General features: G+C 34.9%; 26 protein-coding genes. 9 read left to right on the top strand and 17 right to left on the bottom strand.

Translation table 11 applies throughout. The features are described 5' to 3' along the window. The first annotated feature begins 4 nt into the window (after window positions 1-4). Window positions 5-859, top strand: coding sequence for a flagellar motor switch protein FliY (fliY, locus tag JJQ98_RS06105; protein WP_060663179.1), 855 nt, complete (start codon window positions 5-7; stop codon window positions 857-859). A gap of 8 nt (window positions 860-867) precedes the next feature. Here the strand turns inward: fliY and JJQ98_RS06110 are convergent, their stop codons facing one another. Next, window positions 868-1,038 (bottom strand): hypothetical protein, encoded by a 171-nt coding sequence (locus JJQ98_RS06110; protein WP_170252228.1) that lies wholly within the window; start codon window positions 1,036-1,038, stop codon window positions 868-870. Between the two features lie 238 nt (window positions 1,039-1,276). Between JJQ98_RS06110 and JJQ98_RS06115 the strand changes: the two genes are divergently transcribed. Next, the gene (locus JJQ98_RS06115) at window positions 1,277-2,638 is read left to right on the top strand and encodes a class I SAM-dependent methyltransferase (RefSeq protein WP_151105198.1); all 1,362 of its coding nucleotides are present in this window, start codon (window positions 1,277-1,279) and stop codon (window positions 2,636-2,638) included. Window positions 2,639-2,738: 100 nt separating this feature from the next. Beyond that, complete coding sequence (locus JJQ98_RS06120) at window positions 2,739-3,833, top strand: NAD(P)-dependent alcohol dehydrogenase (RefSeq protein WP_151105199.1); 1,095 nt, start codon at window positions 2,739-2,741, stop codon at window positions 3,831-3,833. A 39-nt stretch (window positions 3,834-3,872) separates the two neighbouring features. Here JJQ98_RS06120 and JJQ98_RS06125 read toward each other — a convergent pair whose 3' ends face one another. Both JJQ98_RS06125 and JJQ98_RS06130 read right to left on the bottom strand, forming a co-directional pair. Further along, entirely contained in the window at window positions 3,873-4,145 is a 273-nt protein-coding gene (locus JJQ98_RS06125; RefSeq protein WP_210670796.1) for a hypothetical protein, read from the bottom strand. Then, the gene (locus JJQ98_RS06130) at window positions 4,096-4,272 is read right to left on the bottom strand and encodes a hypothetical protein (protein WP_210670800.1); all 177 of its coding nucleotides are present in this window, start codon (window positions 4,270-4,272) and stop codon (window positions 4,096-4,098) included. The genes JJQ98_RS06125 and JJQ98_RS06130 overlap by 50 nt, the downstream gene beginning before the upstream one ends. Window positions 4,273-4,421: 149 nt before the next feature. Between JJQ98_RS06130 and JJQ98_RS06135 the strand changes: the two genes are divergently transcribed. The 6 genes from JJQ98_RS06135 to JJQ98_RS06160 all read left to right on the top strand — a co-directional run bounded on the left by JJQ98_RS06135 (window position 4,422) and on the right by JJQ98_RS06160 (window position 10,573). Beyond that, a complete protein-coding gene (locus JJQ98_RS06135) occupies window positions 4,422-5,417 on the top strand; it encodes an LLM class flavin-dependent oxidoreductase (protein WP_054195564.1) in 996 nt (331 codons plus the stop codon). Window positions 5,418-5,422: 5 nt separating this feature from the next. Beyond that, window positions 5,423-6,418 carry an A/G-specific adenine glycosylase gene (gene mutY / locus JJQ98_RS06140; protein ID WP_151105200.1) on the top strand — a complete coding sequence of 332 codons (996 nt, stop codon included), beginning with the start codon at window positions 5,423-5,425 and terminating at the stop codon, window positions 6,416-6,418. Window positions 6,419-6,476: 58 nt separating this feature from the next. Further along, window positions 6,477-6,959, top strand: coding sequence for an S-ribosylhomocysteine lyase (gene luxS / locus JJQ98_RS06145; RefSeq protein WP_151105201.1), 483 nt, complete (start codon window positions 6,477-6,479; stop codon window positions 6,957-6,959). Further along, window positions 6,956-8,902 (top strand): NAD-dependent DNA ligase LigA, encoded by a 1,947-nt coding sequence (gene ligA, locus JJQ98_RS06150; RefSeq protein WP_151105202.1) that lies wholly within the window; start codon window positions 6,956-6,958, stop codon window positions 8,900-8,902. Before luxS ends, ligA begins: the two co-directional genes overlap by 4 nt. Before the next feature lie 214 nt (window positions 8,903-9,116). After that, window positions 9,117-9,956, top strand: coding sequence for a DUF2971 domain-containing protein (locus JJQ98_RS06155; protein ID WP_151105203.1), 840 nt, complete (start codon window positions 9,117-9,119; stop codon window positions 9,954-9,956). Window positions 9,957-9,967: 11 nt separating this feature from the next. Next, the gene (locus JJQ98_RS06160) at window positions 9,968-10,573 is read left to right on the top strand and encodes a hypothetical protein (RefSeq protein ID WP_151105204.1); all 606 of its coding nucleotides are present in this window, start codon (window positions 9,968-9,970) and stop codon (window positions 10,571-10,573) included. A 104-nt stretch (window positions 10,574-10,677) separates the two neighbouring features. Here the strand turns inward: JJQ98_RS06160 and JJQ98_RS06165 are convergent, their stop codons facing one another. From JJQ98_RS06165 to JJQ98_RS06240, 14 genes are all read right to left on the bottom strand, one after another. Then, complete coding sequence (locus tag JJQ98_RS06165; protein WP_005022590.1) at window positions 10,678-11,406, bottom strand: amino acid ABC transporter ATP-binding protein; 729 nt, start codon at window positions 11,404-11,406, stop codon at window positions 10,678-10,680. Next, window positions 11,399-12,112, bottom strand: coding sequence for an amino acid ABC transporter permease (locus JJQ98_RS06170; RefSeq protein WP_054195549.1), 714 nt, complete (start codon window positions 12,110-12,112; stop codon window positions 11,399-11,401). Before JJQ98_RS06170 ends, JJQ98_RS06165 begins: the two co-directional genes overlap by 8 nt. Window positions 12,113-12,140: 28 nt before the next feature. Further along, window positions 12,141-12,875, bottom strand: coding sequence for a basic amino acid ABC transporter substrate-binding protein (locus JJQ98_RS06175; protein ID WP_005022587.1), 735 nt, complete (start codon window positions 12,873-12,875; stop codon window positions 12,141-12,143). 28 nt (window positions 12,876-12,903) lie between these two features. Next, on the bottom strand, window positions 12,904-13,506 hold the full coding sequence (locus tag JJQ98_RS06180) for an RICIN domain-containing protein (protein ID WP_050751343.1): 603 nt from the start codon (window positions 13,504-13,506) through the stop codon (window positions 12,904-12,906). A gap of 20 nt (window positions 13,507-13,526) precedes the next feature. After that, complete coding sequence (locus JJQ98_RS06185; RefSeq protein ID WP_065827181.1) at window positions 13,527-14,351, bottom strand: cytolethal distending toxin subunit B family protein; 825 nt, start codon at window positions 14,349-14,351, stop codon at window positions 13,527-13,529. A gap of 9 nt (window positions 14,352-14,360) precedes the next feature. Beyond that, window positions 14,361-15,152, bottom strand: a complete 792-nt coding sequence (locus JJQ98_RS06190; protein ID WP_151105205.1) for an RICIN domain-containing protein — start codon at window positions 15,150-15,152, stop codon at window positions 14,361-14,363. 329 nt (window positions 15,153-15,481) lie between these two features. Continuing rightward, window positions 15,482-15,640 carry a hypothetical protein gene (locus JJQ98_RS06195; RefSeq protein ID WP_170252230.1) on the bottom strand — a complete coding sequence of 53 codons (159 nt, stop codon included), beginning with the start codon at window positions 15,638-15,640 and terminating at the stop codon, window positions 15,482-15,484. Between the two features lie 29 nt (window positions 15,641-15,669). Further along, window positions 15,670-18,564: a DEAD/DEAH box helicase family protein gene (locus JJQ98_RS06200; protein WP_247596710.1), complete on the bottom strand. Its 2,895-nt coding sequence runs from the start codon at window positions 18,562-18,564 to the stop codon at window positions 15,670-15,672. Beyond that, window positions 18,564-19,559 (bottom strand): virulence RhuM family protein, encoded by a 996-nt coding sequence (locus JJQ98_RS06205; RefSeq protein WP_151105207.1) that lies wholly within the window; start codon window positions 19,557-19,559, stop codon window positions 18,564-18,566. Before JJQ98_RS06205 ends, JJQ98_RS06200 begins: the two co-directional genes overlap by 1 nt. Continuing rightward, on the bottom strand, window positions 19,559-20,134 hold the full coding sequence (locus JJQ98_RS06210; RefSeq protein ID WP_151105208.1) for a hypothetical protein: 576 nt from the start codon (window positions 20,132-20,134) through the stop codon (window positions 19,559-19,561). Before JJQ98_RS06210 ends, JJQ98_RS06205 begins: the two co-directional genes overlap by 1 nt. After that, entirely contained in the window at window positions 20,124-21,572 is a 1,449-nt protein-coding gene (locus JJQ98_RS06215; RefSeq protein WP_151105209.1) for an AAA family ATPase, read from the bottom strand. The genes JJQ98_RS06210 and JJQ98_RS06215 overlap by 11 nt, the downstream gene beginning before the upstream one ends. Before the next feature lies 1 nt (window position 21,573). Then, window positions 21,574-24,042: a site-specific DNA-methyltransferase gene (locus JJQ98_RS06220; protein WP_151105210.1), complete on the bottom strand. Its 2,469-nt coding sequence runs from the start codon at window positions 24,040-24,042 to the stop codon at window positions 21,574-21,576. A gap of 210 nt (window positions 24,043-24,252) precedes the next feature. Continuing rightward, complete coding sequence (locus tag JJQ98_RS06225; protein WP_151105211.1) at window positions 24,253-26,400, bottom strand: GNAT family N-acetyltransferase; 2,148 nt, start codon at window positions 26,398-26,400, stop codon at window positions 24,253-24,255. 53 nt (window positions 26,401-26,453) lie between these two features. After that, window positions 26,454-26,981 carry an HdeD family acid-resistance protein gene (locus JJQ98_RS06240; protein ID WP_151105212.1) on the bottom strand — a complete coding sequence of 176 codons (528 nt, stop codon included), beginning with the start codon at window positions 26,979-26,981 and terminating at the stop codon, window positions 26,454-26,456. Window positions 26,982-26,993 lie beyond the last annotated feature (12 nt).

The raw sequence follows: 26,993 nt of genomic DNA on the forward strand, positions 1-26,993 counted from the left end.
GATTATGTTAAATGATTTTTTAAAACTCATTACACAAGAAAGTATTGCAACCATTGAAGGATTACTAGGACAAACCCCAGATATTAGCCATTTAGAAGAAAAAAACGGAGACAAAGAATCCATTAAAGCCCCCATAGCAAGAATCGATATTGCAACCGATAATGACGCAAATCTAGCACTTTTTATTTCCCCCAAAGTTGCTACCGCACTTGCAGATATGATGCTTGGCGGGGAAGGCACTACCAAAGATACAATGGACAATGACGATTTAGATGCTACCAAAGAAATTACTTCCAACATTTTTGGAGCCATCTCCACTTCTCTTGGTGCACAAAAAGAATTACCAAAACTAAGCTTCACACTCAAAAATATCCAATTTATCACCGAAGATTCAGAGTTGGGGCTAGAAAATTTTAGCGGTTTTTACACCTTTGCTTTTAATCTTGGCAGCATTCAAGACTTTCTTTATTTTGCTTTCTCTTCAAGTTTTGAAAACTCTTTCAACCCTAATACCGCAGAAGATAGCGATAATGTTGCTTTGGATGCAAATACCCAAACTGAAGCTGAGGAAGAAAAATTCGAACTTAATAATGCTGGATTAAAAAATATTGCCATGCTTCTTGATGTGCGTTTGCAAGTCAAAGTAAGAATCGGACAAAAAAAGATGCTCTTAAAAGATGTCATTGCAATGGATATTGGTAGCGTTGTAGAACTCAATCAGCTTGCTAATGATCCTTTAGAGGTATTAGTAGATGATAAGGTGATTGCTAAAGGCGAAGTGGTTATTGTCGATGGAAACTTTGGAATCCAAATTACAGAAATTGCTCCCAAAAAAGATAGAATAGAACAATTAATGTAATCTTTATCCTATTTTAGCTTAGGGTTTATAAAATTTAGAGGTAATTTTTTGTGAATCTTTATGCAAAATTTAGGTTCTCCCTCCCCAAAGCACACTCTCTCTTTATCCCAAAATTCAATACAAAAATCTCCGCCTTTATAATGTTTTGCCAAAGTTTTAATCATAGTTTTTTCAAACATAATAATCCTTTAATGTGAAATATTTGCATTATTTAATCAAACTAATATATGCAACAATAATGCTTCTTAGACAAAATGCAACTAAAATTACATATTTATTTTTGCGATTCTATCCCTGTGCTACTTAAAAATTTTAAATTTTTTTAAAATTTTTAACCTTTACCCCTTGACTTAGAGTACTCTCATGCTTTATAATCCCTCCATTTTATTTTAATCAACCACCAAATAAAGGAATAAAATGTGGAATGATGGTTATGTAATGGGAATTGATTATATTAATGCTTATTTTTATGGTCTAAATCCTCTCAATATAGATTTCAATCTCACATTAGCAGGCATCAAAAACACCAAAGATTCCTCAATAAGCTATTTAGAGCTAGGTTTTGGCAAAGGATATAGTCTAGCTTTGCATTCTGTTTGCAACAAAGGGGAATTTATCGGAGTGGATTTCAATCCTTCTTTTGCATTCAATACCAAAGAACTATCCCCCAACAGCAAAATTTACAATGAAAGTTTCAAAGATTTCTACAAGCGTGCCATTTCTGAAAAAATAAGTTTTGATTATATTGTTTTGCATGGAGTATGGAGCTGGATTAATTCAAAAAACAAAAAATATATTCAAAAAATCATTGATAAATGCCTCAATATCGGCGGAATTGTATATATTAGCTACAATTCTTTTCCCGGCTGGGAAGGGGGATATTCTTTGCAAAAAATCCTTAAAGCTTTTGAAGAAAGACAAAATGGAACGCCCACCACAAAAATCAAAAATTCCCTCGAAATTTTAGAACAATTTAGCAAAATACCTATGTCCTTTTTGCAGCAAAATCCCAAAGCGAAAGAAGAAATTTTATATATTTTAAATCAAGATATTTCTGTATTAGCACACGAATTTTTTAATAAACACTGGAATTGCCATCACTTCTTAGATATTGCAGAAATGATGCAAGAATGCAAGTGTGAATTTGCTTCTAGTGCAAATGTTTTGTGGCATTTTGATGATTTAACCCTCTCCCAAGAAGAACTAAATTTTATAAACACCCTACAATGCCCCTTATTGCAAGAACAAATCAAAGATTTTTTTGTCAATAGAAAATTTAGAGCAGATTTATTTATCAAAGGCAAATGTATGCTAAGCACACAAGAAAGAGAACAAAAACTTTTAAAAACCGCTTTTGTGTTACTTAGAGAAGATGCAAAAATACAGGGATTAGAAAACATTGCTGAAGTGCAAAAAATCTATTCAAAAATTTTAAATTTTCTCACTTTGGATAACTTTGCCCCAAAAACAATAGAGCAAATTATCCAAACTTGCGATATAACACTCTTGCAGGTTTTACAAATCTTGTGCGTAATGATGACTTACCAAATCACCGCACCCACACAAAACATTTCCCAAACACAAATCCAAAACGCAAAAATCTTTAATCACAAAGCCTTACAACAAAATCACGACAAAATCTATCTTGCTTCCCCACTTATTGGGGGAGGATTTTCTATCACCCAGCAAGAAGCCACAAAGATTAGAGATTATCTAAATAACAAAAATCTACCAACAAATTTGAACTTAGGATTCTATCAACAACTTAGCATTCTCTAAAATTTTAGATTTATTAGCAAATTTTAGATTTTTGCTCTTGACTTAGAGTAGCTCTCATATTTTATAATTTCATTTGTAATTTAATTTTTAAGGAGGCAATATGCTTTTAGATTCAAACCTAAATGAAGCTAGAGAGGGCAAAAGAATCACTGCAAAGGGCTATGCGGTGCAACACAAAAGTGATAGCTTTAAACCTTTTGAGTTTTCACGTCACGCGTTGGGCGAAAATGATATTTTAATCGAGATTCTGTTTGCTGGAATCTGCCACAGCGACATACACTCCGCACGCAGTGAGTGGAAAGAGGGAATCTACCCTATGGTGCCCGGGCATGAGATAGCAGGCAAAGTCGTGGCAGTGGGTAGCAAGGTTAGCAAGTTTAAAGTCGGCGATTATGCGGGAGTTGGCTGTATGGTCAATAGCTGTGGGGAATGTGAGGCGTGTAAAGCGAGCAATGAGCAGTATTGCGAACGCGGAATGGTGGCTACCTATGATTGCCACGATTATTTTCATAACAATGAACCAACCTATGGCGGATATTCTAACAATATCGTGGTAAGCGAGAATTTTGCTGTGAATGTGCCACAAGATGCTCCACTAGAGAAAGTCGCACCCTTGCTTTGTGCGGGGATTACCACCTATGCACCGCTAAAATTTAGCAAGGTAAAGCCGGGTGATAAGGTCGCGGTAGCAGGATTTGGCGGACTAGGTATGATGGCGGTAAAATACGCTGTGCAAATGGGTGCGGAAGTGTATGTGTTTGCGCGTAATAAAAACAAAGAACAAGACGCGCTAAAAATGGGGGCAAAAAAGCTTTATGATACCACAGATTCTAGCGTGGTGGCAGAGCGATTTGACCTCATCATCTCCACAATCCCCACGCCTTATGATATTACCGCTTATCTTAAGCTTTTAAAACTTGGCGGAGAGATGGGAATCGTGGGGCTTCCACCTACAGAAGTCGCACCCACCATCGATGCAGCAGGGCTTATCTTTAACGCACATAAAAAAGTCTATGGCTCACTTATTGGCGGGATTAAAGAAACTCAAGAAATGCTAGATTTTTCTTTGAAACACAAAATCTATCCTGAAACTGAAATCATCGCAGCAAATCAGATTAATGAAGCTTATGAGAATCTCACTAATGGCAAGGCAAAATTCCGCTATGTGATAGATATGAAGACATTAGAAAATTAACCTACAAAGCATTAGAGTATCTCAAAATCTGGGATACTCTTACTGCCTAATCAAGTCAATTTTAAGTTTTAATTGCTTCAAACGACTTTCATCACTCACAAAATCACTCAAAATATGAAACACATAGCCTTCATTGGTAAAATTATGATTTGAATCTGTAGAATCTTGTAAAGTAGAATCCAAATAGGATTTTAATTCTTGATTGATAGATTTTTGAATTTGTGAGGTTTGGGATTCTTTTGTAAAAGCAGGATTTAAATTATTAGAATTTTCTAAATGCCCCCCCCCCCCCGCTAGAATTAATTGTTTCATTTTGATTAGAATCTACACAAAAATCTGCAAAAGTCTTGTTAGGATTTGTATTTTTAATAATGCTTGTTATTAAAACTGCGGCATAGGGAATGTATTTTTCATCTGCATTAAAAACAATGTGAAACATCCAATCTCCTATAAATTCAATATTTAAAGGCAAAATTATAGCATTTTTGGAATCTTTTTAACCCGCTAGGTAATTTTAAGATTAATAATTTTGTGATAGAATACTATAACTTTTTATTCTTAAAATACTCAAAATAAAGGAAGGCTACCTTGAAAAGCGGAATCTTCACACTCATAGAAAATTGGGACAATAATGAAGCAAATACAATTTTGGATTCTCTAGCACTTATTCAGCATTGTGATGCTTTGGGATTAGATGAAGTATGGATTGGCGAGCATCATTTTAATAATTTCACGCTTTGTTCTGCGATTATTCCACTTATTAGTGCCGCTCTTGCTCAAACCCAAAATATCAAAATAGGCAGTGCTGCAATTTTGCTTCCGCATTACCACCCCATTAGAATCTCCGAAGAAATCGCCACATTAGATTTAATCTCCAAAGGACGCTTTTTGTTTGGATTTGCACGAGGGGCATTTCCTATTTTTGATATTGCTATGGGCAATAATGCTAAAAACAATCGTGATATTATGCTAGAAAATGCACAAATCATTCACAATTTGCTTTTTAAAGAACAAGTTAATTTTAGTGGGGATTTTTTTGAAATCAATAATATTAGCATTCGCCCTCACCCAAAAGGGCTAATCCCCTTTTATATCGCTAGCACTCACAAACCAACGCTACAAAAAGCCGCAAATCTCGGCTACAATTTTTTAGGCTCCCTGACACTAGATAGCACAGAAGCAAAAGAGATTCACCAAATTTTTCAAACCAATGCCAAAAAATACGATTTCACTCTCATGCGTGCATTTTATGTAGATAAAGACCGCAAAGTAGCAGAGGAAAAGGCACAAATAGGAGTTGATATTTTTACTCAATGTATGCTAAGAGCCAATGAAAATAATCCAACCTTTGAATCAATTATCAAAACAAGCGATTATGAAGAATTTAGGGCTGACTTTTTTAACAAAGACAAAATCCTAAAAACCATGATAGTTGGCACTCCACAAGATTGTATAGAGCAAATTAGAGACTTACAAAAAGAATATGGCGTTACTTCATTAGCCCTCAAACTCCTCTCATCAAACCTTGAAGATTCTAAAAATATTCTAAATATTTACAAAGAACAAATACTTCCTAATCTCTAAATTAGATGAACACTCCCCCAAACCCCTCTTCTTTGCATACTGAAATTTTATTATGGTATTCAAAAGGGGGAAGGAAGTCGCTCCCTTGGCGGGACAAAACCCAAAAAAATCGTGCTTATAGAGTTTGGATAAGTGAGATTATGCTTCAACAAACTCAAGTTAAAACCGTGCTTGAAAACTACTATTTTCCTTTTTTAGAAAAATTTCCCACTTTAGAATCCCTTGCTAATGCTAAAGAAGAAGAAGTTTTATTGCAATGGCGTGGGCTTGGATATTACACCCGTGCTAGAAATCTTTTGAAAACCGCTAAAATCTGCAAGGAATCTTTTAATGGAGAGTTGCCAAAGAATTTGGATTTACTCCAAAAATTGCCGGGTATTGGTAGATACACCGCAGGTGCGATTGCTTGTTTTGGATTTGATTGTGCGGTAAGCTTTGTAGATTCTAATATCAAAAGAATCTTGATGCGTTTTTTTGCTCTTCAAAATCCTACCCAAAACCTTTTAGAATCCAAAGCCAAAGAGATTCTTAACTGCTATGATCCCTTTAATCACAACCAAGCTCTTTTAGACATCGGAGCAACTATTTGCACACCCAAAAATCCGCTATGCCCTAAATGCCCGCTTCAAAGCTTCTGTCAAGGCAAAGCCAACCCATTCCTTTATACACAAACCCAAAAAACTACCACTATCAAAAAAGATTTGCTTTTGGGGATTTATATCCAAAATTCAAAAATCGCCCTCACTAAAAGCACTAGCAAGCTTTATTATAATCTTTACAATTTCCCAAACCTCACCTCCAAAACACCCAAACTACTAGGCACACTCAAACACACTTACACCAAATACAATCTCACTTTACATCTCTACAAACTCAACTCTTGCAGCCAAATAGCCGCTAATCAAAAGCTAGAGTTTTTCTCTCCAAGTGAATTAAAATCTCTACCCATCTCAAATATGACGCTTAAAATTCTACAATTTTTAAAAATTTTCTCCAATTAAACTTTTTGTGAATTTTTTTTGTATAACATTTCAAAAATATTTTATTTAAAGGATTTTTATGCCACTTTTAGATAGTTTCAAAGTTGATCACAAAAAAATGCCAGCCCCTGCTGTAAGACTAGGCAAAGTAATGCACACGCCAAAGGGCGATGAAATTTGCGTTTTTGATTTGCGTTTTTGCAAACCAAATGTTAAGATTCTAAGTCAAGAGGGCATCCACACTTTAGAGCATCTTTTTGCAGGATTTATGAGAGACCATCTAAATAGCGATAAAGTAGAGATTATCGATATTTCCCCGATGGGTTGTCGCACAGGATTTTATATGAGCTTGATTGGCAAACCAAGTTGCGAGGAAGTCAAAAACGCATGGGAAGCAAGTATGAAAGATATTTTGGAAGTGAGCGAGATTCCAGAAGCCAATGAATTGCAATGTGGCACTTACAAAATGCACTCCCTACAAGCTGCCAAAGAAATCGCACAAGATACACTAAATAAAGGAATCGGGATAATGGACAATGAAGCCCTAAAGCTTGATTTATGAATTATACACAATACCTACAAGCTATCAAAACTCTAAATCTTTGGGCAAAACATTATTATATCTTAGATGATCCCATTGCAAGTGATGAAGAGTATGATACACTCTATCACCAAATTAAAGAGTTTGAAGCCAAAAATCCAAATCAAATCGCCAAAGATTCCCCCACCCAAAGAGTTGGGGATAATATCTTAGAATCTTTTAGCAAATCCGAACATATCGAGCGTATGTGGAGTTTGGAAGATATTTTTGATACTCAAGAATTACAAGAATGGATTAATCGCGTCAGCAAGGGAGAAAACCTGCTCTTTACCATTGATCCAAAATTTGATGGTGCAAGCCTCAATCTGCTTTATGAAAATGGCAAATTACAAAAAGCCACCACAAGAGGCGATGGATTTATCGGAGAAAATGTAACACAAAATGCAAAAACTATCCAAAGCATTCCCCTAAGCATTCCTTACACTGATAGAATCGAGATTCGCGGTGAATGCGTAATTGCAAAAAATGATTTTGAACGCTTAAATCAAGAAAGGCTAGAAAATAACGAATCGCTTTTTGCCAATCCACGCAACGCAGCTGCTGGAAGCTTAAGGCAACTAGATTCCAAAATCACCGCTAAACGCAAATTACAATTTATCCCTTGGGGCGTTGGATTTTGCACCATAGAAGAAAATAGCTTTTTTGAACTTATGCAGAAAATCCGCTCTTTTGGCTTCCTCACTTCTCCCTTTTCTAAACTTTGCAAAAATCTCCAAGAAATCGAGGAATCTTACCAAAACCTAATCTCCAAACGCGATTCTTACCCTATTATGCTAGATGGAATGGTGATTAGGATTGATAGCATTGCTTTGCAAAAAAATCTAGGATTCACGATAAAAGCCCCACGATTTGCTTGTGCATATAAATTTCCAGCTATCGAAAAAAAGGCAAAGATTCTTGATATCACTCTGCAAGTAGGCAGGACGGGCGTTGTTACCCCTGTGGCGATTTTAGAACCCGTGATGATTGAGGGGGCAAAGGTAGCTAGAGCCACTTTGCATAATTTTGATGAAATTAGAAAAAAAGATATTTTGATTAATGACTCGGTAATTCTTATCCGAAGCGGCGATGTGATACCCAAAATCATCAAATCCTTGCCCTCTTTGCGTGATGGCACTCAAAAGAAATGTGAAATCCCAACCCACTGCCCGATTTGTGGAAGTGAGTTACTCATCGAAGAAAAACTCATCAAATGCCAAAATCTAAGCTGCAAAGCAAGGCTAAAAAACTCCCTAATCCATTTCATTAGCAAAAAGGCACTCAATATCGATGGGCTAGGCAAAAGGATTATTGATTTGCTTTTTGAAAGAGGCAAAATCACCAAAATCGAAGATATTTTCTCACTTCAATATGAGGATTTAGAGGGCTTAGAAGGCTTCAAAGACAAGAAGATTCACAATATTTTAAATGCGATAAAAGAATCCAAAGGCATTGATTTGTGGCGATTTATCAATGCTTTGGGGATTGAACACATCGGCGAGGGAGCAAGCAAAAAGCTAGCCAACACTTTTGGGCTGGAATTTTATCAAAAGGATTTTGAGGACTTCATCACTCTTGATGGTTTTGGGGAAGAGATGGCAAACTCTTTGATAGAATTTTGCCACATCAATCAAGAGAGGATAAAAAATCTACTCAATATCCTAACCCCAAAAACCACCCAAACACCCCAAAGCACCACAAACCTTAGTGGCAAAACCTTTGTCATCACAGGCACACTCTCACAAAAACGAGAATCCTATCAAGAAATCCTAGAATCCCTTGGTGCAAAAGTCTCTAGCAGTGTTTCTAAAAAAACTGACTTTTTGCTTTGTGGAGAAGAAGCAGGCTCCAAACTCGCCAAAGCCCAAGAACTAGGAGTGAAAATCCTAGATGAAAAAGACTTTTGGGAACTTATAAAAGAATAAGCTATGGGATTCTAGCTTTTCTTTTGTTGTTCTTGATTTAACAAACTCAAAATTTATTTTAACTTCATTATATCTTTAGATTATCCACAGCCTTTTTCTACTTAGATACTGCCCTTTTAGCCACTACAATCCCTTTTAACTCCCAATTAAGCAAATATTAAGGGGGGGGGGGGGCATAATAAAAGCTTTAAACAAAACTGCTCAAAGGAAAAAAATGGGAAAGAAAATAGAAAAAGAAAAATGGCGTAGAATGCAATTTTCAAAATTTAGAGAACTTGAGAATTGTGAAAACCCCGACAAAACACTCACAAAACGACTTAAAAACTACCAACAACAAGCAAAAAGCCCATATTATCGATTTTGGGAGATTTTAAAAGATTGTGAATTGTATATGACAAATTTTGAGAAATTTAATGATATTGATGAGGGGAGATACTCTTTTTATAGCTCACATACAGACCCACAAGAAATAGAATCAATATGTCAAAAAATTAAAAATATGAAAAAAGATAAAAATATTTGTGCTTTTGCCGATTTGAAAAGATTAGAAAATAATGAAAATAATCTAAGTCTAATGTGGGCACATTATGGTGGCTCACATTGTGGAGTAAAGATTGATTTTAGAATCAATCCAAACTATGAGGGAGATATTTATAAGATAGATTATAATATACACGATAACACATACAATATTAATCTTGTTGATAATAGATTATCACTTTCAACAGAAAATACTGATTCAGAGATTATTAATATTCTTGCCACCAAAAAACCTTGCTTCAAATACGAATGCGAATACAGAGCCATTAGCTCAAGCACAAAGAAGCTTCCAATCATCATTGAAAAAATCACTCTAGGCAGAAGATTTGCATCAGAGATTGTTTGTAGCCAAGAAAATGAAGAGAGAAGTTTTAGCGATGAAATCAAAAATCTTGCAAAGAAAATTTTGGAAGTTTGGGAAACGGGAGTAAAAAGAGGCGATATAGAACCTGAAATATGGGCTTACAAAACTAGATATTCCGAAAAACCAAAGAAAGTTGAAACAGAAATATAAAGGAGGGTATAATGGTTGAATTTATAGGTTGGGTTGCAATAATCTTTATTGTTTTAATGATTATTGGCTATTGGATAGAAAGAAATGAAAATGCTCAAAGAGTAAGTTCACATAGAAAAATATTAAAAAAGGATAATGAAAAGGATTTTGTTGGAGTAGAAATAGGCACAACCACACTATATGACTTAAAAAAATATGGCTTATTATGGCGAGAAGATAATAACGGTTATAGTATAAATAATAAATTTTTAAGCTATGATAATTTACCAGCTTACGAAAATATTTTCAATTTTGATACAAATGGAAAACTAACAATTTATTTTATAGTTTACTGCAAAGACCCAATGTCAACAGCTCTTTTAGGCGAATCTCTAAATGCTCATTATAGTTTAAATTCATTTTCTAGTTTCGTTAAGCAATTTGAATATTTTTTGGATAACCCCAAACAAACTTGGATTGATTTCCCACGAGCTATCAAAGCGATAGTAATGGATAATGGCTCAAAAGCTGCATTCATTGTACTCAATGATGACTATTCCATTTACATTACAATTACATATTCATCAGCAATGCCTATTTATATTAAAATAACTAAAGAAAAGGCTTTAAAAAAATAACTTCATCAGAAGTATCATTTCTGATAAAAGTTTTTAAAGAATTATGTAAAATGTTTCTATAAGGGGCTACTGCCCCCCCCCCCATCCTATTTATCTAAGCTCCCCTACTTTTGCAGCACCTTATACAAAAACTCTTGCACTCTTTTGTTTTTTGGATTATCAAAAAGCATATTAGGCGTAGAATCCTCAATAATCTCGCCCTCACTCATAAAAAGGATTCGGCTTGCCACATTTCTGGCAAACCCCATTTCGTGCGTTACAATCATCATTGTCATTCCCTCTTTTGCTAAATCCACCATTACATCTAGCACTTCTTTTATCATCTCTGGATCTAGTGCAGAAGTTGGCTCATCAAATAGCATAATCTCTGGCTCCATAGCCAATGCCCTAGCTATCGCTATCCGCTGCTTTTGTCCCCCTGATAGTTTGCTTGGATAAAAGTCTTTTTTGTCTATAAGCCCCACTCTCCCCAAAAGTTCCATTGCCTTTTTTTCTGCGGTTTCTTTTGGAAGTTTTTTTAGCTTTGTGGGTGCTAAAGTGATATTTTCTAATACATTTTTATGGGGGAAAAGATTGAAATGCTGAAACACCATACCTAGCTTTTGTCGCACTTTGTTGATATCTGTCTTTTTGTCCATAATGTTTTGGTTATCAATATAAATCGCCCCGCTACTTGGCTCTTCTAGTCTATTGATACAACGCAAAAAGGTTGATTTCCCACTTCCTGATGGTCCAATGATGGCTATTACCTCCCCTTTTGACACCTCTATATTAATACCCTTTAAAACCTCTAATTCACCAAAATTTTTGTGTAAATTCTCAACCCTAATCACTTTCTTGTAACCTCTTCTCTACTTTTCTCATAAGCATTGCAAAAAGCGAAGTAAGAATCAAATAAATAATCCCTACTGCCAATAAAGGCTCTATTGCTCTATAAGTTTGGCTTGTAATAATGCTTGCCGAACGCAACAAATCCACACCGCCGATAAAACCAACGATTGAAGTTTCTTTTAGCAAGGCAATAAACTCGCTCACAAGTGGAGGCAAGATTCTTTTAATCGCTTGAGGGATAATAATCTCTTTCATCGACATTGCATAACCCATCCCCAAAGCTCTTGCTGCTTCCATTTGCCCTTTATCCAAACTTTGGATTCCAGCACGGATAATCTCTGCGACATAAGCGCTTGAATTAATCCCAAATGCAATCGCTGCAATAAGCAAAATTGGCGTATCCCTCAATGCTCCTATAAAAATAATATTTGCCCATATCATTAGCTGCACCACAGCAGGAGTCCCACGGATAATATACACATAGGCATAAGCAATCTTTGATAAAGGATTAAAATTCGCCAATGCTTGAATATTTCTAAAAGGATAAAAATTCGTAAGCTGCATCAATGCCACTACAATACCCAAAACAATACCGATAATAGCTGCTAGTGCAGTGGTAGAAATAGAAAATATTAACCCCTCTAAAATATATTTATAGCGGCTATCTACAATAAAGATTTCTTTGAGTAACTCCAAATATTCCAACATCAACTTTCCTCAAACGAATCTTTAACAATTATTGAAAATATTTAGCAATCAAACCATCATAAAAACCATTTTCTTTGATTTGTTTGATTGCTTGATTGATTTTCCCTAGCAATTCTTCATTCCCTTTTCTCATGGCAATAGCATATTCTTCTGAAGCAAAATCTGTCTGCACCAACTTTAACTCACTATTTTGTTTTGCATAATTTTTAGCAGTTTCATAGTCCATCACAACAGCTTCTATTTTTTTGGATTTAAGAGCCAAAATCACCTCTGAAGCTGCATTGAACTTTTGAGATTGAATATTTGGGATTTTACTTACCAAAATATCCCCTGTAAATCCTAATACCACGCCGACTTTTCTACCTACCAAATCATCAAAACTTTGTATTTTTTGCTCATCTTGATACACCAAAATTGCTTGTTTGGTACTATAATATGGGGAAGAAAAATCAACAAACTTTTTCCTATCTTCTGTGGCAGTCATACCAGAGATAATCAAATCAATTTTTCCTGATTCCAATGCAGGCAACAAACCATCAAATTGCATATCCACAAACTCAATCTCAAATCCAGAAATTCTAGCAATCTCTTTTATCAAATCAATATCAAAACCAACGATATTTTTTCCTTCTCTATATTCAAAAGGTGCAAATTCCGCATTTGTCCCTACATAGACTTTAGAGCCTTTTTCATTCTTTTGACAACCAAAAACCAAAGCAACTACCAAAATAGCCAATAAAAACTTCATCATATTTTTAATCATTTTTTTCCTTAGAATTTAAATTACAATCTTATGGATTAATCGGTACAGCGGCTTGAAATGGCGGTAAAATCAGCATAAGATTCCGCAAATCCACATTAAACAATCTATCAACATCACAAGAATTAATCCCAAATCCAGACTTCCTAGGGGTATTAAAAAATGTAATACATTCATCTGCATTTAGCACCATAGAGCGTATTTGCACTGCAGAAGTCGTGGTGGGTATGATAGAAAACACCGTTTCTAATTTTTTGCTTTCAATATCCTTTTTGCAAGATTTACCAACAAACTTCCCACTCTCATCAATAGCAAGGCATACATCAGCATTATTAGGGCTTACAAACTGCACATAACTTAGCTTAAAAAATGGCCATGGATCGCGTTCTTTAATCCCACTATCATCGGTAATTTCACGCAAATTCCAATTCAATTGTTTTTCATCAATGGTAAGCACAGAGCCATCATAAGCACTGCGTATCATAAATGAGGGGGTAAAATCTGGCAAATCCTCAGGATTTTCAGCAAACAATGGCATACTTCCACACAAAAGCACAAAAGCCAAAAAAGATTTCCACATTTGCTTATGCAAGGTTTGCAAACTACGGCAATAAACTAAAAAAGCATTTTTCATAAATATCCCTCTATATTTCATTAGAATCTTCCAAATCGAACAGGAAAATGATCAGAACTCAAGTATGAACGCACACTAGCTGCTGCCAAAATCGCACTTAAAGCCGGGAGTGAAACTTGCACTCCGGGTGCTTGTGTATTCCCCACAATCGCATAATCCAAAATACGATTAGTCCCACGGGAACTAAAATGCGTAGCTGTATTTGGCGAGATAATGCGGATATTGTTTGTCACTCTAGAATCCAATCCACTCAAAAGACTTGCTGGCTCGCGATTGAAATCCCCAGCAATCAACCAAGTAATTTGTGGCATATTCATAAAATGATCGTGTACCGCAGTAACAAGTGCAGTCGCATCGCCCCCGCCACTTGCTAAGGCATGGAGAGAGAAAAACACATCAGTGCCTATGCGTATGCCAAGTGCTGGGCGAGAAGCCTCTGTGGCTATGGTATTTTGATGCACGACAATAACCTCATCAGCCATTCTATCTGATACAATCGCCAAATTAACGCGTCTTGCTCCCACATCAATATCTGCATGATAAATAAAAACCGATCTTGGACGAGAAATTGTGCCAAGCTCCCAAATGTATTCTTCCACAGGTGTGCCACCGGGTTGCACCATTCTACCCGTTCGTCTTGCGGAATTTGGCACACTCCCTGCCTCTTGAAGCATAAGAATATTAATAGGATTATCCCCTGTAACCAACTGACGCACACTAACTTGCCATTTATTTTCTGTGCTAGCTGATGAACCTTGTAGATTCCAAGTCCCCACCCTAAAATCCTCAATTTTAGCATATACAGCTGTTAGCACCAAAAGCAAACTAATTAATATTTTCTGCATAAACTCTCCTTAATCAATCACAAAAATAGGCGGGGTAGATGTAAGTGGTGCCGTAATCACCCATTGTTGTGAAATATTATCATTTCCGCTAGAAGGATTTTGCTGCGTTACACATTTAGCCAAAAAAATACTGCCAAAATTTTTCGTGCGTATTACGGGAGTTTGCAAACAAGTTTTGGTAGCTTCATTTTGTAGCTGTATAGCACGATTTGAAAAAGGATTGATATTCCACAATTGTGAAGGATTATTCTCTCTGCAAGGCAGATGAATAACGCCATTTTTATAAGCACTCATACAAGTTCCAGTTTGCACATTTTGAAAACTTATTTTTCCATTAGAGCGAGTAAGTATCCTCCATTGTCGTGCTTTACCAAACTCTATGCTATTAAATGGGGGATAGCCCCAAAGCCAGTTTCCCGGATTTGTCGCCCACACTGTAAGTGCAATACCACCTCCACTCAAAAGCGTAATAACATCCGAAGTGTCCAAGTTTCTCAAACGAGAGGAATTTGCATTAGAGGGTTTTTGAGAATTACGAGAATGATTATCCAAACTCGTAGTTGTTTGCTTGAGAAATTCCTTTATGGCTTCTTCTTTGATATTTGGACCTGCAAAAAGCTTTGGATTTTCTATCGTTTCATTAGCAGAGATTCCACTCTCAGCGGGAATCATCGGAGTATCTCCGATACCAAAATCAACCCCATTTGTAGTTGCAGGGATAATATCTTGACTAGGTTTTTTGCTTCCACATCCACAAAAGCAAATCACAAAAACCATTCCCAACATAATAAAAGTCTTCATTTTCTCATTCCTAATAACTTGAAAATATTATACTTGTGTGATTATAGCAAAACTTTTTAACAATCATTTTATGTTTTTGAGTTTTCCTGCATTAGTTTTGATGAAATGCCAAAATTCAGAAAATTTCTCCACCAAAGTTTGACATTACACGATTGCATTGACAAAATATAAATCACGCCCAAACTTCAATCTCAAAATGCAAATTAGCCGTTACCCAGCATATGATATTATAAATTTTAAACAAATTAACAATGAATTATTATGCCTTAGATTACTAAATTTATCAAATTAACTTATTTTTATGCGTTGCACTCATTATCAAAGATTCTTTATGAAAACAAATACCATCCATCACATACAAAACCAAGCTCTTGCCAAATAGTTTCATTAAACAAATCACACAATGTTTCTAAAGTTTGCAAATCTGCTTCAAAATTCGAAAAAATATCTAAAATAAAACCCCCATATACTTCGTATTTGTAAGACATTTGATGCAAAAAAAGAATACAAACAACACTTACTTCACTATCTCATCAATAATTTCTTTTACGCTACTCTTTTTGTATTTTTCAAAGCCTATAAATTCCCCCACATTTTTATTATAATAAAAAAGATAAGTTTGAATCTTTTTACCTCGATATAAAAACTCCTTGTCTTTAAATATATCCTCAAAGCCTTGTATCTTATCTCTAGCATTTGCCTCTCTTGTAAGCCCTTTTGGGTCTATGAAAAGGATTTTATATTCTCCATTTTCTTTACTTTTAAACCAAAAGATGAAGTCTGGATAAAACTTTCTTTCGCTTTGTGCCTCATTATCAAAATATGGGATATAAATAGTATCGATATTTTCTACAAGCTTAGAAAAACACCATTCATATTTCATAAGCTTTTCAGAATCTCCTTGTAAAAACTCCTCTAAATCTTGTAAAAATTCCCTTTCACTCTCCTCATTTATTGCAAAATTAATCCCAGAATCTCTATCGTTTTTACTATAAATAATAAGCGGATTATAGTAATGCTCTCTTAGTTTTGCACTGATTTGATAAGAATCAATAATCCTACTTTGTTTTTTGGCTTCAGATTCTAAAATAGCTGGGATATATTCCTCTGCTACTCCCTCTTTTTGCAAATCCTCTCTTGTTTTTAAGGCTTTATGTGCATTGAGAGTTTTTATAATCGCATTTATCTCATTTGCGAAACTTTCTCCCAAAGTGGTTTTAAAGCTTTGATAATGATTGATTTCATCGCTTAAATCTACAAATTCTTTAAGCTCTCTGTTTCTAACATTTAAGATTCTATGAATATGGCTAAAAGTCTTATTTTTATCAAATTCTTGAAAATCCCCGTATTGGATAATTCTCTCGCTTTTATCGTCTAAAAAATCTTTAATTTCCCTTAGCGTGTCATAGCTACATTCTTTATGTATCACGCATTTACTAAGCGTTAAAATATCCTCATCAAAGCTTTGTATATAAGCTTTTAGTTTTTGCGCCTCGCTTCGTCCTATTTTATACTTTCTTTCTTTAGATTCTATCTCTTTATACTTTGGTGCGGGTAGGGGATTTAGCTCATTTGTCTTTTTAAAGCCTTTTAGTGGATATTGAGTGATGAAGCTTTCAATCTCTTCTAAAATATATTTAATAGCCTCATTATCACTTGCTAGGATAAACAAAGTCTCTAGCCCACAAGCAAGAGGGCTTAGAATCTGCTTTGTGCTATACTCGTGTATATCACAATATCGCATTCTCTTTCGCACATTAGAAAAAGGCTCGATTCTAACACCTCTACCGATAGTTTGCAAAACATATTTTTTCGCATTTTTGCTGCCAATGTTGATAAAATAGATAAGATTCACGCGGTTGCTATCCCACCCTTCGCTAAAGACTTTGCTTCCAAGCATAATGTTAATGCTTGAATCGCCCTCATTGATATGTTTAAAATAACTTTTTTGCAAATCCTTAAAGCTCTCTACTCCAAGCTCCAATAAATGCTCTTTCTCCCATTTTTTAGCCTCTGCGATATTAAGCAGCATAAAGGGCTCATTGGCATTCTTGCTTTTAAAGGCTAATTCTTTATCATTTGCCCTAAAACATTCTAGGTGTGATGGCTCACTCGCATAAAATATATGTTCCCTCACACTCTTAGAATCTATGCTTTTTACATATTCTAAAAATTCATCGCTTAGATTATTGTTTGCAAAATACAGCTCTTGTGCTTTGAGTTTCTCATAAAGATTCTTAGCTATCTCTTGTATATCTTTATCTTCTTTTAGAATCTGTAATATCGCTTTAAAATACAGCTTTATCCCAGCATCTTGGGTATTGACCTTATCAGATACGGCGATGATTAGGGGATTATGGTATTGTATATTTGAGATACCAAAGTCCCTAGCCTTACGCAATAACTCCTTTTTACTTTGTTTGATAGCACTAAAAAGTATAAAGCCCTCGATGATTCGTATTATCCTTTCACTCTCATCACTCTCTTTACTAAAAGATTTGAGATGAGAATCTAGCACAGCGATATTCTTGCCATATCCATCATTATTAAACTTTTCTAAATTATAATTAAAGGCACAAGTAAAAAAATCTAGCTCATCGCTAAAAGTCGCTGAAAAATTAAAAATAAAGCCCCTAGAGTAGCCATTATAAGAGTAGCCCTCATACTCCCTAAGCTTATCCCCGCAAGCTATTTCATTGATATAGTATTTTCTAATAGATTCTTTGCTATCTCCCCTATGGGCTTCATCTAGCAAAATATACCAGCCCTCATTATTGCAGTAATTTTTATAATCAAGTCTTTTGGCACTTTTATCTTTGCCCACATTTTGTGCGCAATCTAGCAAATCGCTCCTTGCGATAAAAACAGTAGTCTCTGAAAGCAAATTATTTTGCATAATGCTTTCGTATTCTCTAAGCTCTTTTAGCGTGATAAAGTCGGCGTTGTAATTGTTATATTTTGCTACATTGTCTTTAAATTGTGCTAAAATCGTATCATTTGGAGCAAGTAGCATTATGGGCTTATTTGGAATCTTTTTCTCTCTTATAGCCTTACCCAAGAGTGAGAGTAGCTTTATCATCACTATGCTTTTGCCACTGCCTGTCGCCATCCAAAAGGACGCACGGTTAATCTCCTCTTTTTCTAGCTTACAATCTTTGTATTGCTCTTTATAGATTCTATAAAGCTTTTCGCCTATTTGCTTTGTAGAATCACAATCTTTGTAGCACATATACAATTCTAAGGCTATAAGGGCATTTTGCAAACTTGCTATTTGATAATCTTGTAAGGAAATATCCGCACTAAAGCTTTTTAAATCATAGTTTTCATAGCTTTCTTTATATTGCACTCTTTTTTCATTTACTATTTTACTTAAAAGCAGGTGTTTTTTTATGTTTGTTTGCTTCTTTGGCATTATCTATCCTTTAAAGCCTTGTAGGTTTTTTCTAGCATTTTTTCATCTTCTAAATCAGCTTTGATTCTTGTTTCTTCTTTTCTCTTTTTATCAAAAATTTCATATCTTTGCCTTACGACTTGCTCCATTTTTTCATTGGAAATGCCACCATTGCCCTTTAATATATCCTTGCCTTGAAAGGTAAGCAAACTATCTACATTTTCTTTCCAAAAATCCATAGTCAAAGTTTTATTGTCCCTTACTCTAAGCTCTGCTGATTCCAAAAAGACATTGACAAGCCTATTTAAATTATCTAACTCATCTTTAGAAAGATAGTTTTTAGCGATGATAATATCGCCCTTTCGCACTTTAGTCCCTTTCCAAGAAGTAAGCCCCATATTTGGCTTATTAAGATTAGCCCTATTGTAGATAATTTCAGCCGCAGTTTGTTTGGTAATGGCATATAAAAGCTTGTTTTGCGTATTGGCAAAAAACATCTGCGTAGCCTTATCACTAGAATCATAATCTACACACAAAGCAAATAAATCTCTTATCTTTTGATAAAACCTTTTCTCACTAGCTCGTATATCTCGTATTTGCTCTAACAGCTCATCAAAATAATCCGTTCTACCATTTGGATTTTTAAGCCTATCGCTATCGATGATAAAGCCTTTTTGTAGATAGCTCTTTAAGTGTTCATTAGCCCAGATTCTAAACTGCACTCCCCTTTTGCTTCTAACTCTAAAACCTACGGCTAAAATCATCTCTAAAGAATAAAATTTTACTTTATATTGTTTATTATCTTTGGCAGTTGTTCGGAAAATCCGAACAACTGAATCTTCCTGCAGTTCCCCATCTTTTAGGATATTTGTTATATGCTCACTTATGCTAGATTTTGAGGTGTCAAAAAGTTTTGCGATTAAATCCTGTGTGAGATATACGCTCTCGCCAAACTCATAAAGCTCGACTTTTATTTTTTTATCTTGCGTGGTGTAGAGGATTAGGTTATTTTGCATTATTGATTACTTCCAAAAAACTCATATCCATCTATATCACATTTTCCATTATCATCTACTTCTATTTTACATTGAATTAGGTTATCCTCTGATGAATATGTAGGTCTTTTTTGTGACATAGAAGCGGGATAAAGAATAAGACTTTTTGCATTTTCTATGGCTGTATTAAAATCAATATTTTTACTGTATTTATGCAAATAACTTTTATAAAGATATTCAAAAAATATTTTAGAGCTTTCTATTTGTCGTTTAGCCTTTTCTCTAGTTTCCCTAGTGTTGCTAGACTTTATTTCACAAAAAAATATTTTTAAATCTCTATTTTTTGTTAAGAGTACAATAAAATCACAAGATTCTATTCTATTTTCATTGTTACCAAATAAATTTGTGATTGGAGGACAATTCTTAATGTCCTGTTGAATAATTAAAACGTTATCTCTTTGGGCAAACTTGAAAGTGATTTCCTGTATTACACTTTCTTCTTCTTGTTCTTTAACAACAAGATATATACCTTTTTGCATAGCTTTCAGACTACCATGCAAACAATTTTTAAAATCTTGCAACTCCCTATTTGTCATCTTGCTTCCTATGCATTTCTTTAAAAATCAAACCCTGATTTTCATTCTGCCATTCAATAGCTTCATCAAAGGTTTCCATAAAAATACCTTGCTTCTGTGTTATATTCACTTTTTCTAAAGTATTTTTTCCTTGAATATTTTTTGCTACATATGCTTTAATTTTATCACCATTTAATTTATGCTCTTTAAAATAACACCTATTTTTAAGCTTTTGTATTGCTTGGTCTGTTAGATTGCTAAGCATGATACAATTACTCAATTCTCTCACAATATAATCACTATGAGTGGTGATAAAAATTTTAATGCCTGCATTTACTAGTAATGCAAAAAGTCTTGCCAATAGAATCTGATTTTTAGGATGCAAGTTAAGCTCTGGCTCATCTATCATCAAAATATCACCTTTTTGAGCTTGGTGTAAAATATAGTAATTCAGCATAAGTAGAGAACGCACAGAACTGGATGCTCTTTGTATTAAAAATCTGCCTTTAGTAATTCTCTTTTTGGCTCCCGGTGCAAATTCAATACCTCCTTGACTTACTATATATTTTCCACCAACTATCTCAAACAATAAATCCAAAATTTTTTGATATATTTCTTTTGCATTAGAAACTTCTTTAACTCCTTTTTGTATGAAACTTGCTTCTTTAGTTATATCCTCCAATTCTCTTACAAAATAAATATTATCTTTAACTGGTTTTGGGTATCTAGAATATCGTTTTATTAGGATACTAAGGACAGCCCGTTCAATGTCGCCACTTTTTGCTTGAGAAATTTGATCTACAATTTCATTTTTATTAACATCTAGTTCTTTTTGAAACATAGAAGCTCCTGTCCGCTCTGCACTCAATATAAATGCTCCAGAATAATCTGAACACAAAGATCTAAAAAAAGCAATTACAAAATGAATCTTTTTTGCTTCTGAATTTTTTCTCATATCTTCAATAAAATGATTTTTACTTTTACCGTAATCCAATTTAATATAGTCCTCAGCAATTTTAAGCACTTCAAAGAAGTTATTATTCTTTTCAACAACTTCTTTAAATGCTTCATTATTGTTATTAATTTTATTTATTGATAATTTTAGATGCTCATCTTTGAATATGCTATGTTGAAAATCATCATCTTTTCCAGCTAATACTTCTGGAAGAGTTTTCTTATACTCCTCTTCTACTTTTTCAATAATTTTCTTACAGAAATCCCAAATAACACTCTTTGGTATTTTTACAATGCAATCTTCTACTTCTATTTGCTCTAAATAATCTCTTATAATCTCAAAAATAATGCTTGCCAATTTATCATTTAAAAAATTAAGATACCCATATAAACTATAAGTCACATAAGTTTTTCCAGTATTATTTTCACCGCAAATTAAAGTAATATCGCCTATTTCAAATTCAGCTTCATCAAGCATTCCTATATTTTTTAGTTGAATTTTCATTTTACCTCTCCCACCAAATGAGATTTGTTAGCTTTGGATATTTACATAAATCCACGCTATCACTAGATACTATATCGCCATTGTCAAATTCCGCACATTCTATGCCTTTAGAATCTAAAAAGAGTCGCTTGATTTTTAGCCCTAAAACATTTGCCATAGTGTGCAATACATCAAAGTCTTTTCTATATCCGCTCATATCTAAGCTTATAGCCTCGCCTTTATTTAGGGCTTTTATGAGTTTTCTTGATTTGCGATAATCGATGATTGAATCTTTATCTAGCACATATTCACAGTTTGCCAAACTTTCCTCATAAGATTCTAGCTCATAGTATCGAAAAGCACCACCGCCTTTAAATTCTACTTCTTTACTAATCCCACTAGCAAAACCACCGATAACCTTTTTCATTCTAGGAATGATAACTGTATAAAAATGATCTCCCATTTCTACACCTAACCATTTACGCCCTAGTTTATGAGCAGTAGCAATCGTCGTGCCAGAGCCCAAATGATAATCTAACACGACGGAATTTTGATTGCTAGCCGTCAAAACCACTCTTCCTAAAATTTTTTCATGGTTTTCTGTCTGAAATCCCCAATCACTAGAATAACCAACCCAATCAGTCCAATTGGAAGTTAATTTCTTTATACTTCCTTCTAGAGTTTTTGGAACACCATCAATCAGCTTTATACCACCTTTTTTCTCTAGATCAAAAATGGTTTCTTGACTTAAAGCCCAATGTCTTCCACTTGGTGGTAAATATTCTTTTCCCAAAATAATTCTAGCTTTACTCGTCCATTTATTATTTTTGAAAACTAAATTTTCCTTTGAAAACAATTTTATATATTCATTTAGGATAGGCGACCACCTTTCTCCGGGTAAATGCATTGGACGCCATTTTCTTTCTGCCCTTTCAATTCCCTGAACATTAAAAATATAATTTTCGCTTTTAGAAAAGAAAAATAAGGTATCGTTTCCACTGTGGTATTTTTTAATGGTTTCTGTAAGTTTGGCAGACTTGCTTACAATTATCTCATTGACAAAATTATCCTCTCCAAAAATATTATTTAAAATACTTCTTACAATAAAATTACCATTATAATCGCAACGCACAAAAATACTTCCTTTAGTGCTTAAAAATTCTTTAGCAAGTTCCAAACGAGAATCTAATAATGAAGCCCAAGTGGAATCTTTAAAATTCACCTTATAATCAAAACTTGCATTTTCTCCAAGATTAAAAGGCGGGTCGATATAGATTAAATCCACCTTGTTTTGATATTTTGGTAGTAGGGTATTAAGTGCCTGAAAATTATCAGCCTTGATAAGTTCGCCATTTAGGGTAGATTCTATATCCTTAAATGTGCTTAGAATCTTGTATTTTGTTGCCTTGCTAAAGTGCTTGGTATCAAGGGGTAGAAATTTATACTTTTCATCACTGATATTTTTTGTATCAAAGCTTTCATCTACTAGCTTTAGCTCCTGCCATTCTTTTAGCTGTGCTTTAAAACCCTCATCGTTGATGACAGAATCTAATAAGGCAGAATCTATCCTATCAAGGCTAAAGACATACTCCACCCTCTTAGCAAATTTTGGCTTACACCATATCGCCTTTAGCTCCTCTTCAAAATCTGCGATGAAATCAATTATCTTAAAGGCTACTCTTTTTAGGGTATTTAGCTCATCGATTTTTTCTTTACTCCAGTGCGTAAGCTCATCTACTGTGTGCTTAAAGAGCCATAGAGAAAACTGCTCCTCTAAAAAGGCTTTGGCATTTTTATGGATAAAAAAATCTATCTCATTTTGTCTTTTATAAGAGTTTAGAATCTTTTTTATCTCCTCTTCTTTAAGCATAATTTTCTCATTTTTTAAGGCTTTGAGAAAGTCCTCACTTAACTCCGTGCTATTTTGCTTAAATACAGGGGGAAGGTCTTTTAAGCTTTCTTTATCATTTAGCACATAGATTCTTATATTTTCCTCTATTGTAAATTTAAAAATAGCCTTGTTTTTGGCATTATCAGCATTTGGGGCAAAATAGCTTGTATCAAAGATAAAAGTGTATGCAAAATCCTCGCTTGTAATCTCTGCATCGTGGTAAATTGTATCGGATTTGACATAGTAGAGGTTTTGAGTTTTATAAAAAAGGCTTGTGTCTTTTGAGTTGGTATAGACTTTAGCATAGATGTTTTTGTGCATGGGCGTATCGTAAAAAAAGGGCGTGCCTGTCTCGTTGAGATAGCTTGAAAAGAAATTATACAGCTTAGTATAGATTGAATGGTTTAGCTTTTCTTTCTCTAAAAGATTCTTAATATGCCCAAAATATTTTGATTTCATTTGCAATAAATTGATAAAGCCACTCTTTTTGAGGGCTTCCCTTGATAGTGAATCTTGTGAGAATAAATCTTTTGTATCTTGTATCTGCACACCAAGATAGCTATTTTCTAGCTGTGATAAAAAGGCTTGTTTGTAGTCCATATCCTTGCTTCCTTAATAGTTTTGCTTATATTATTGTTTTTGCCTATGCAATTTTTACATTTTTTAGCTTTTTTTGCACTTTTTTGCTAGATTCTAGATTCTGTAAATACGTCATATTGAGCGTAGCGAAATATCTAAGGATTCTAGAATCTCTAAAGAGTCTTCATATAGTCATTGCAAACTTTGCTATGTAAAGTTTAGAATCTCATTTCACTTTCTCCCGTCCTCTAGCACTTTAGAATCTCCATTAGAATCTATTTCAAGCACGACATAAGGTAAGCCTTGTTTGTTGAGTTCTTGCATAAATGGGTCGGGGTTGTTTTGCTCCATATTCCACACACCACTTCCATTATCAGAATCTATGCCTTGATACTCCCCACCTTGTGGCATATCAGCATTGAGGGCTAATCGCTCTTGTGCATAGCTAGATTCTGCAATTCTAGTATCTTGCGTAAGAGATGAATTGCTCCCAACGCCCCACTTGCCCTCACATATAAGCTTTGCTCCTATCATCGCTGGCACTCCTGTGGTATAGCTTACCCCTTGTGCATTTACCTCTTTATAACAAGCCTCATGTTCGCAAATATTATAAATATAAATCGTGCGTTCTTTGCCATCTTTTACGCCCTTTATATAGCAGCCGATGTGTGTTTGTCCTTTGGTGCGGGGCGCTAAGGAAGCTGGGTCTGGTAAAAGTGTCTTTAGCACTTGGATAGGCACGATTTTTTGTCCATTATGCTCCACCTCATCAACACGCAAAAGCCCGACATTTTCTAGGCATTTCATATGCGTTAAATAACTCTCGCCAAAAGTCATAAAAAAGCGAATTCTGCGTAAGCCTTTGATATTTCTTATAAGAGATTCTAGCTCCTCGTGGTAAAGCAAATAGCTATTTTTTACCCCAACTTCAGGATACTCCCACTCCTTCATTAGTGCTAACGGTGCTACATCACGCCACTGCCCACCAAAATAAGCCTCATCTTTTAAATCCTGCGTATTAGATTCTAGCTTAAAATGCTTTTCCTCTCTTTCAAATTTGCGGTAAATCTCATCTTTTTTTAAGTCTTTATTTAGGGCTAGATTGGATTTGATATTATCATTTAAAAGCTTGGCTAGTAATTTCGCCCTTGATATAGCAAAATGAATGATAGCAAAGTCCCTGCCCTTTGAATCTTTTTGGCTTTTGCCACGCTCTTTAAAGCCTAGTTTTTGATAGAAAGTTAAGCCTCTTTCATTTTGCTCATTACAATCTAGCAAAATTTCATTTTGCTCTGTAAAAAAGGCATTTACAGCCTCTAGGATAAGCCTTTTACCAAGCCCTAGATTAAAGAATTTTGAAGCCACAAAAAGCATTTCTATACTTTTTTCACTCACACCGATAAAACCTGCAAAGTCGTTATTTAGCTTTGCTACAAGGATATTTTGTAAAAATGCAAAAGCTCCCTTTACTTCCTCTTTTATCTCTACTATGTCATTATCTTTTAAGAAAAAATGCGAGGCTCTTACAGAATCTTCCCAAATTTCAAGCATTGCGGGTAGCATTGAAGGCTCATAGGAAAGGATAGTGATGTTACAAGGATTTGCCTCTTGGGCTAAAATCAGTGATTGTTGAGATTGTGCGGGGCTAGATTCTGTAATTCTAGTATCTTGCGTAAGATTTGAATGTTTTTCAAGGTGAGGCGAAGGGAGTTTATTAGACATAAATGACCGAGCCGAACCGCCGAAATCATTCAAAGATTGCGTAAGAGACGAATTACTAACCCAGTAACGGGCTTTTGAGCTTACCTCGCGTAGATTAATCTCTGGATTAAAATTCGTAGCAAAGGCATAGCCGTGATCCCCTGCATTACAATCCAAAATATCGATAGTATGTATCTCATCAAAATAATGTTTTTGCGCATAAGCACAAAAGACATTCGTAACGCCCGGATCAAAGCCGCTGCCAAGTAGAGCAAAAATCCCTGCTTGTTTATAGCGTGTATCATACGCCCACTGCTCTTTATACTCAAAGTGCGCTGAGTCTGGATGCTCGTAATTTGCGGTATCAAGATAATGCGTCTTAGTTTGTAAGCAAGCCTGCATAATACTTAAATCCTGATAAGGCAAAGCCACATTCACCACCAAAAAGGGCTTATACTTTTCTATCAACGCCACGATTTCATCGACATTATCCGCATCAACCCTATCTATCTCTATCTCGCCTAGCCCCTTAGCACGGATAGAATCTGCTATCGCCGCACACTTAGCGATGTTACGCGAAGCCAAAACAATGCGTGAAAACACCTCCCTATTCATAGCCATTTTGTGTGCTACCACACCGCCAACGCCACCAGCACCAATTTGCAAAACACAAGCCATTTTCTTTTCCTTTCTCTACAAAACTAAATTAAAATTTAAAAAATCAAAAACAATCAGCCAAACAGCTTTTTGCTGCCAAAACCAAGCCATAGCGAGATAATCCCAAAAAACAACACCATTAATGCAATCATAAAACCAATTGTAACACCACCAACAGTGGGATTAGCGATGAAAATCACGGCAATTAGAATATTCAAAAGTGCAATAAAAAAAGTCATCCCCCAACCAAATCCTAGCTTTTTGAGTTTAAAGGCATAGCCAATTCCCAAGATTCCTTTAAACAAAATCATAAACGCCACGAAAGCAACAATGGCTAGCGAAGTGAAGTCAATTCCATTCCAAAAGAAAATCCAAGCAAATAAGAGATTCAAAAGTCCATCAACCAAAATAAACTCCGCACCCCTTGCTTCCCTAGCATAGAAATAATAAATCACATTACTAAGCCCACCAATAAGCAAAAATATCGGTAGCAACACTGCAAACCCCACAAAAGTCTCAAGCGGCATCAAACAGCCAAAAACGCCACTTACAATCATCACCACACTAAACAACAACCAAACCACATAGCTAAAAAACTTCATTTTCTCCCTCTC

The sequence above is a fragment of the Helicobacter pullorum NCTC 12824 genome, assembly GCF_017979475.1.
GTDB lineage: Bacteria > Campylobacterota > Campylobacteria > Campylobacterales > Helicobacteraceae > Helicobacter_D > Helicobacter_D pullorum.

Excerpts from the sequence above, each read along its gene's own strand:
- JJQ98_RS06190 (WP_151105205.1), bottom strand. The coding sequence starts at position 15,152 with ATGAAGACTTTTATTATGTTGGGAATGGTTTTTGTGATTTGCTTTTGT.
- luxS (WP_151105201.1), top strand. The coding sequence starts at position 6,477 with ATGCCACTTTTAGATAGTTTCAAAGTTGATCACAAAAAAATGCCAGCC.
- JJQ98_RS06220 (WP_151105210.1), bottom strand. The coding sequence starts at position 24,042 with ATGGACTACAAACAAGCCTTTTTATCACAGCTAGAAAATAGCTATCTT.
- JJQ98_RS06130 (WP_210670800.1), bottom strand. The coding sequence starts at position 4,272 with ATGTTTCACATTGTTTTTAATGCAGATGAAAAATACATTCCCTATGCC.
- mutY (WP_151105200.1), top strand. The coding sequence starts at position 5,423 with ATGAACACTCCCCCAAACCCCTCTTCTTTGCATACTGAAATTTTATTA.
- JJQ98_RS06185 (WP_065827181.1), bottom strand. The coding sequence starts at position 14,351 with ATGCAGAAAATATTAATTAGTTTGCTTTTGGTGCTAACAGCTGTATAT.
- fliY (WP_060663179.1), top strand. The coding sequence starts at position 5 with ATGTTAAATGATTTTTTAAAACTCATTACACAAGAAAGTATTGCAACC.
- JJQ98_RS06225 (WP_151105211.1), bottom strand. The coding sequence starts at position 26,400 with ATGGCTTGTGTTTTGCAAATTGGTGCTGGTGGCGTTGGCGGTGTGGTA.
- JJQ98_RS06210 (WP_151105208.1), bottom strand. The coding sequence starts at position 20,134 with ATGACAAATAGGGAGTTGCAAGATTTTAAAAATTGTTTGCATGGTAGT.
- JJQ98_RS06215 (WP_151105209.1), bottom strand. The coding sequence starts at position 21,572 with ATGAAAATTCAACTAAAAAATATAGGAATGCTTGATGAAGCTGAATTT.
- JJQ98_RS06120 (WP_151105199.1), top strand. The coding sequence starts at position 2,739 with ATGCTTTTAGATTCAAACCTAAATGAAGCTAGAGAGGGCAAAAGAATC.
- ligA (WP_151105202.1), top strand. The coding sequence starts at position 6,956 with ATGAATTATACACAATACCTACAAGCTATCAAAACTCTAAATCTTTGG.
- JJQ98_RS06115 (WP_151105198.1), top strand. The coding sequence starts at position 1,277 with ATGTGGAATGATGGTTATGTAATGGGAATTGATTATATTAATGCTTAT.
- JJQ98_RS06160 (WP_151105204.1), top strand. The coding sequence starts at position 9,968 with ATGGTTGAATTTATAGGTTGGGTTGCAATAATCTTTATTGTTTTAATG.
- JJQ98_RS06155 (WP_151105203.1), top strand. The coding sequence starts at position 9,117 with ATGGGAAAGAAAATAGAAAAAGAAAAATGGCGTAGAATGCAATTTTCA.
- JJQ98_RS06205 (WP_151105207.1), bottom strand. The coding sequence starts at position 19,559 with ATGCAAAATAACCTAATCCTCTACACCACGCAAGATAAAAAAATAAAA.
- JJQ98_RS06240 (WP_151105212.1), bottom strand. The coding sequence starts at position 26,981 with ATGAAGTTTTTTAGCTATGTGGTTTGGTTGTTGTTTAGTGTGGTGATG.
- JJQ98_RS06195 (WP_170252230.1), bottom strand. The coding sequence starts at position 15,640 with ATGTCTTACAAATACGAAGTATATGGGGGTTTTATTTTAGATATTTTT.
- JJQ98_RS06125 (WP_210670796.1), bottom strand. The coding sequence starts at position 4,145 with ATGAAACAATTAATTCTAGCGGGGGGGGGGGGGCATTTAGAAAATTCT.
- JJQ98_RS06200 (WP_247596710.1), bottom strand. The coding sequence starts at position 18,564 with ATGCCAAAGAAGCAAACAAACATAAAAAAACACCTGCTTTTAAGTAAA.
- JJQ98_RS06175 (WP_005022587.1), bottom strand. The coding sequence starts at position 12,875 with ATGATTAAAAATATGATGAAGTTTTTATTGGCTATTTTGGTAGTTGCT.
- JJQ98_RS06180 (WP_050751343.1), bottom strand. The coding sequence starts at position 13,506 with ATGAAAAATGCTTTTTTAGTTTATTGCCGTAGTTTGCAAACCTTGCAT.
- JJQ98_RS06110 (WP_170252228.1), bottom strand. The coding sequence starts at position 1,038 with ATGTTTGAAAAAACTATGATTAAAACTTTGGCAAAACATTATAAAGGC.
- JJQ98_RS06170 (WP_054195549.1), bottom strand. The coding sequence starts at position 12,112 with ATGTTGGAATATTTGGAGTTACTCAAAGAAATCTTTATTGTAGATAGC.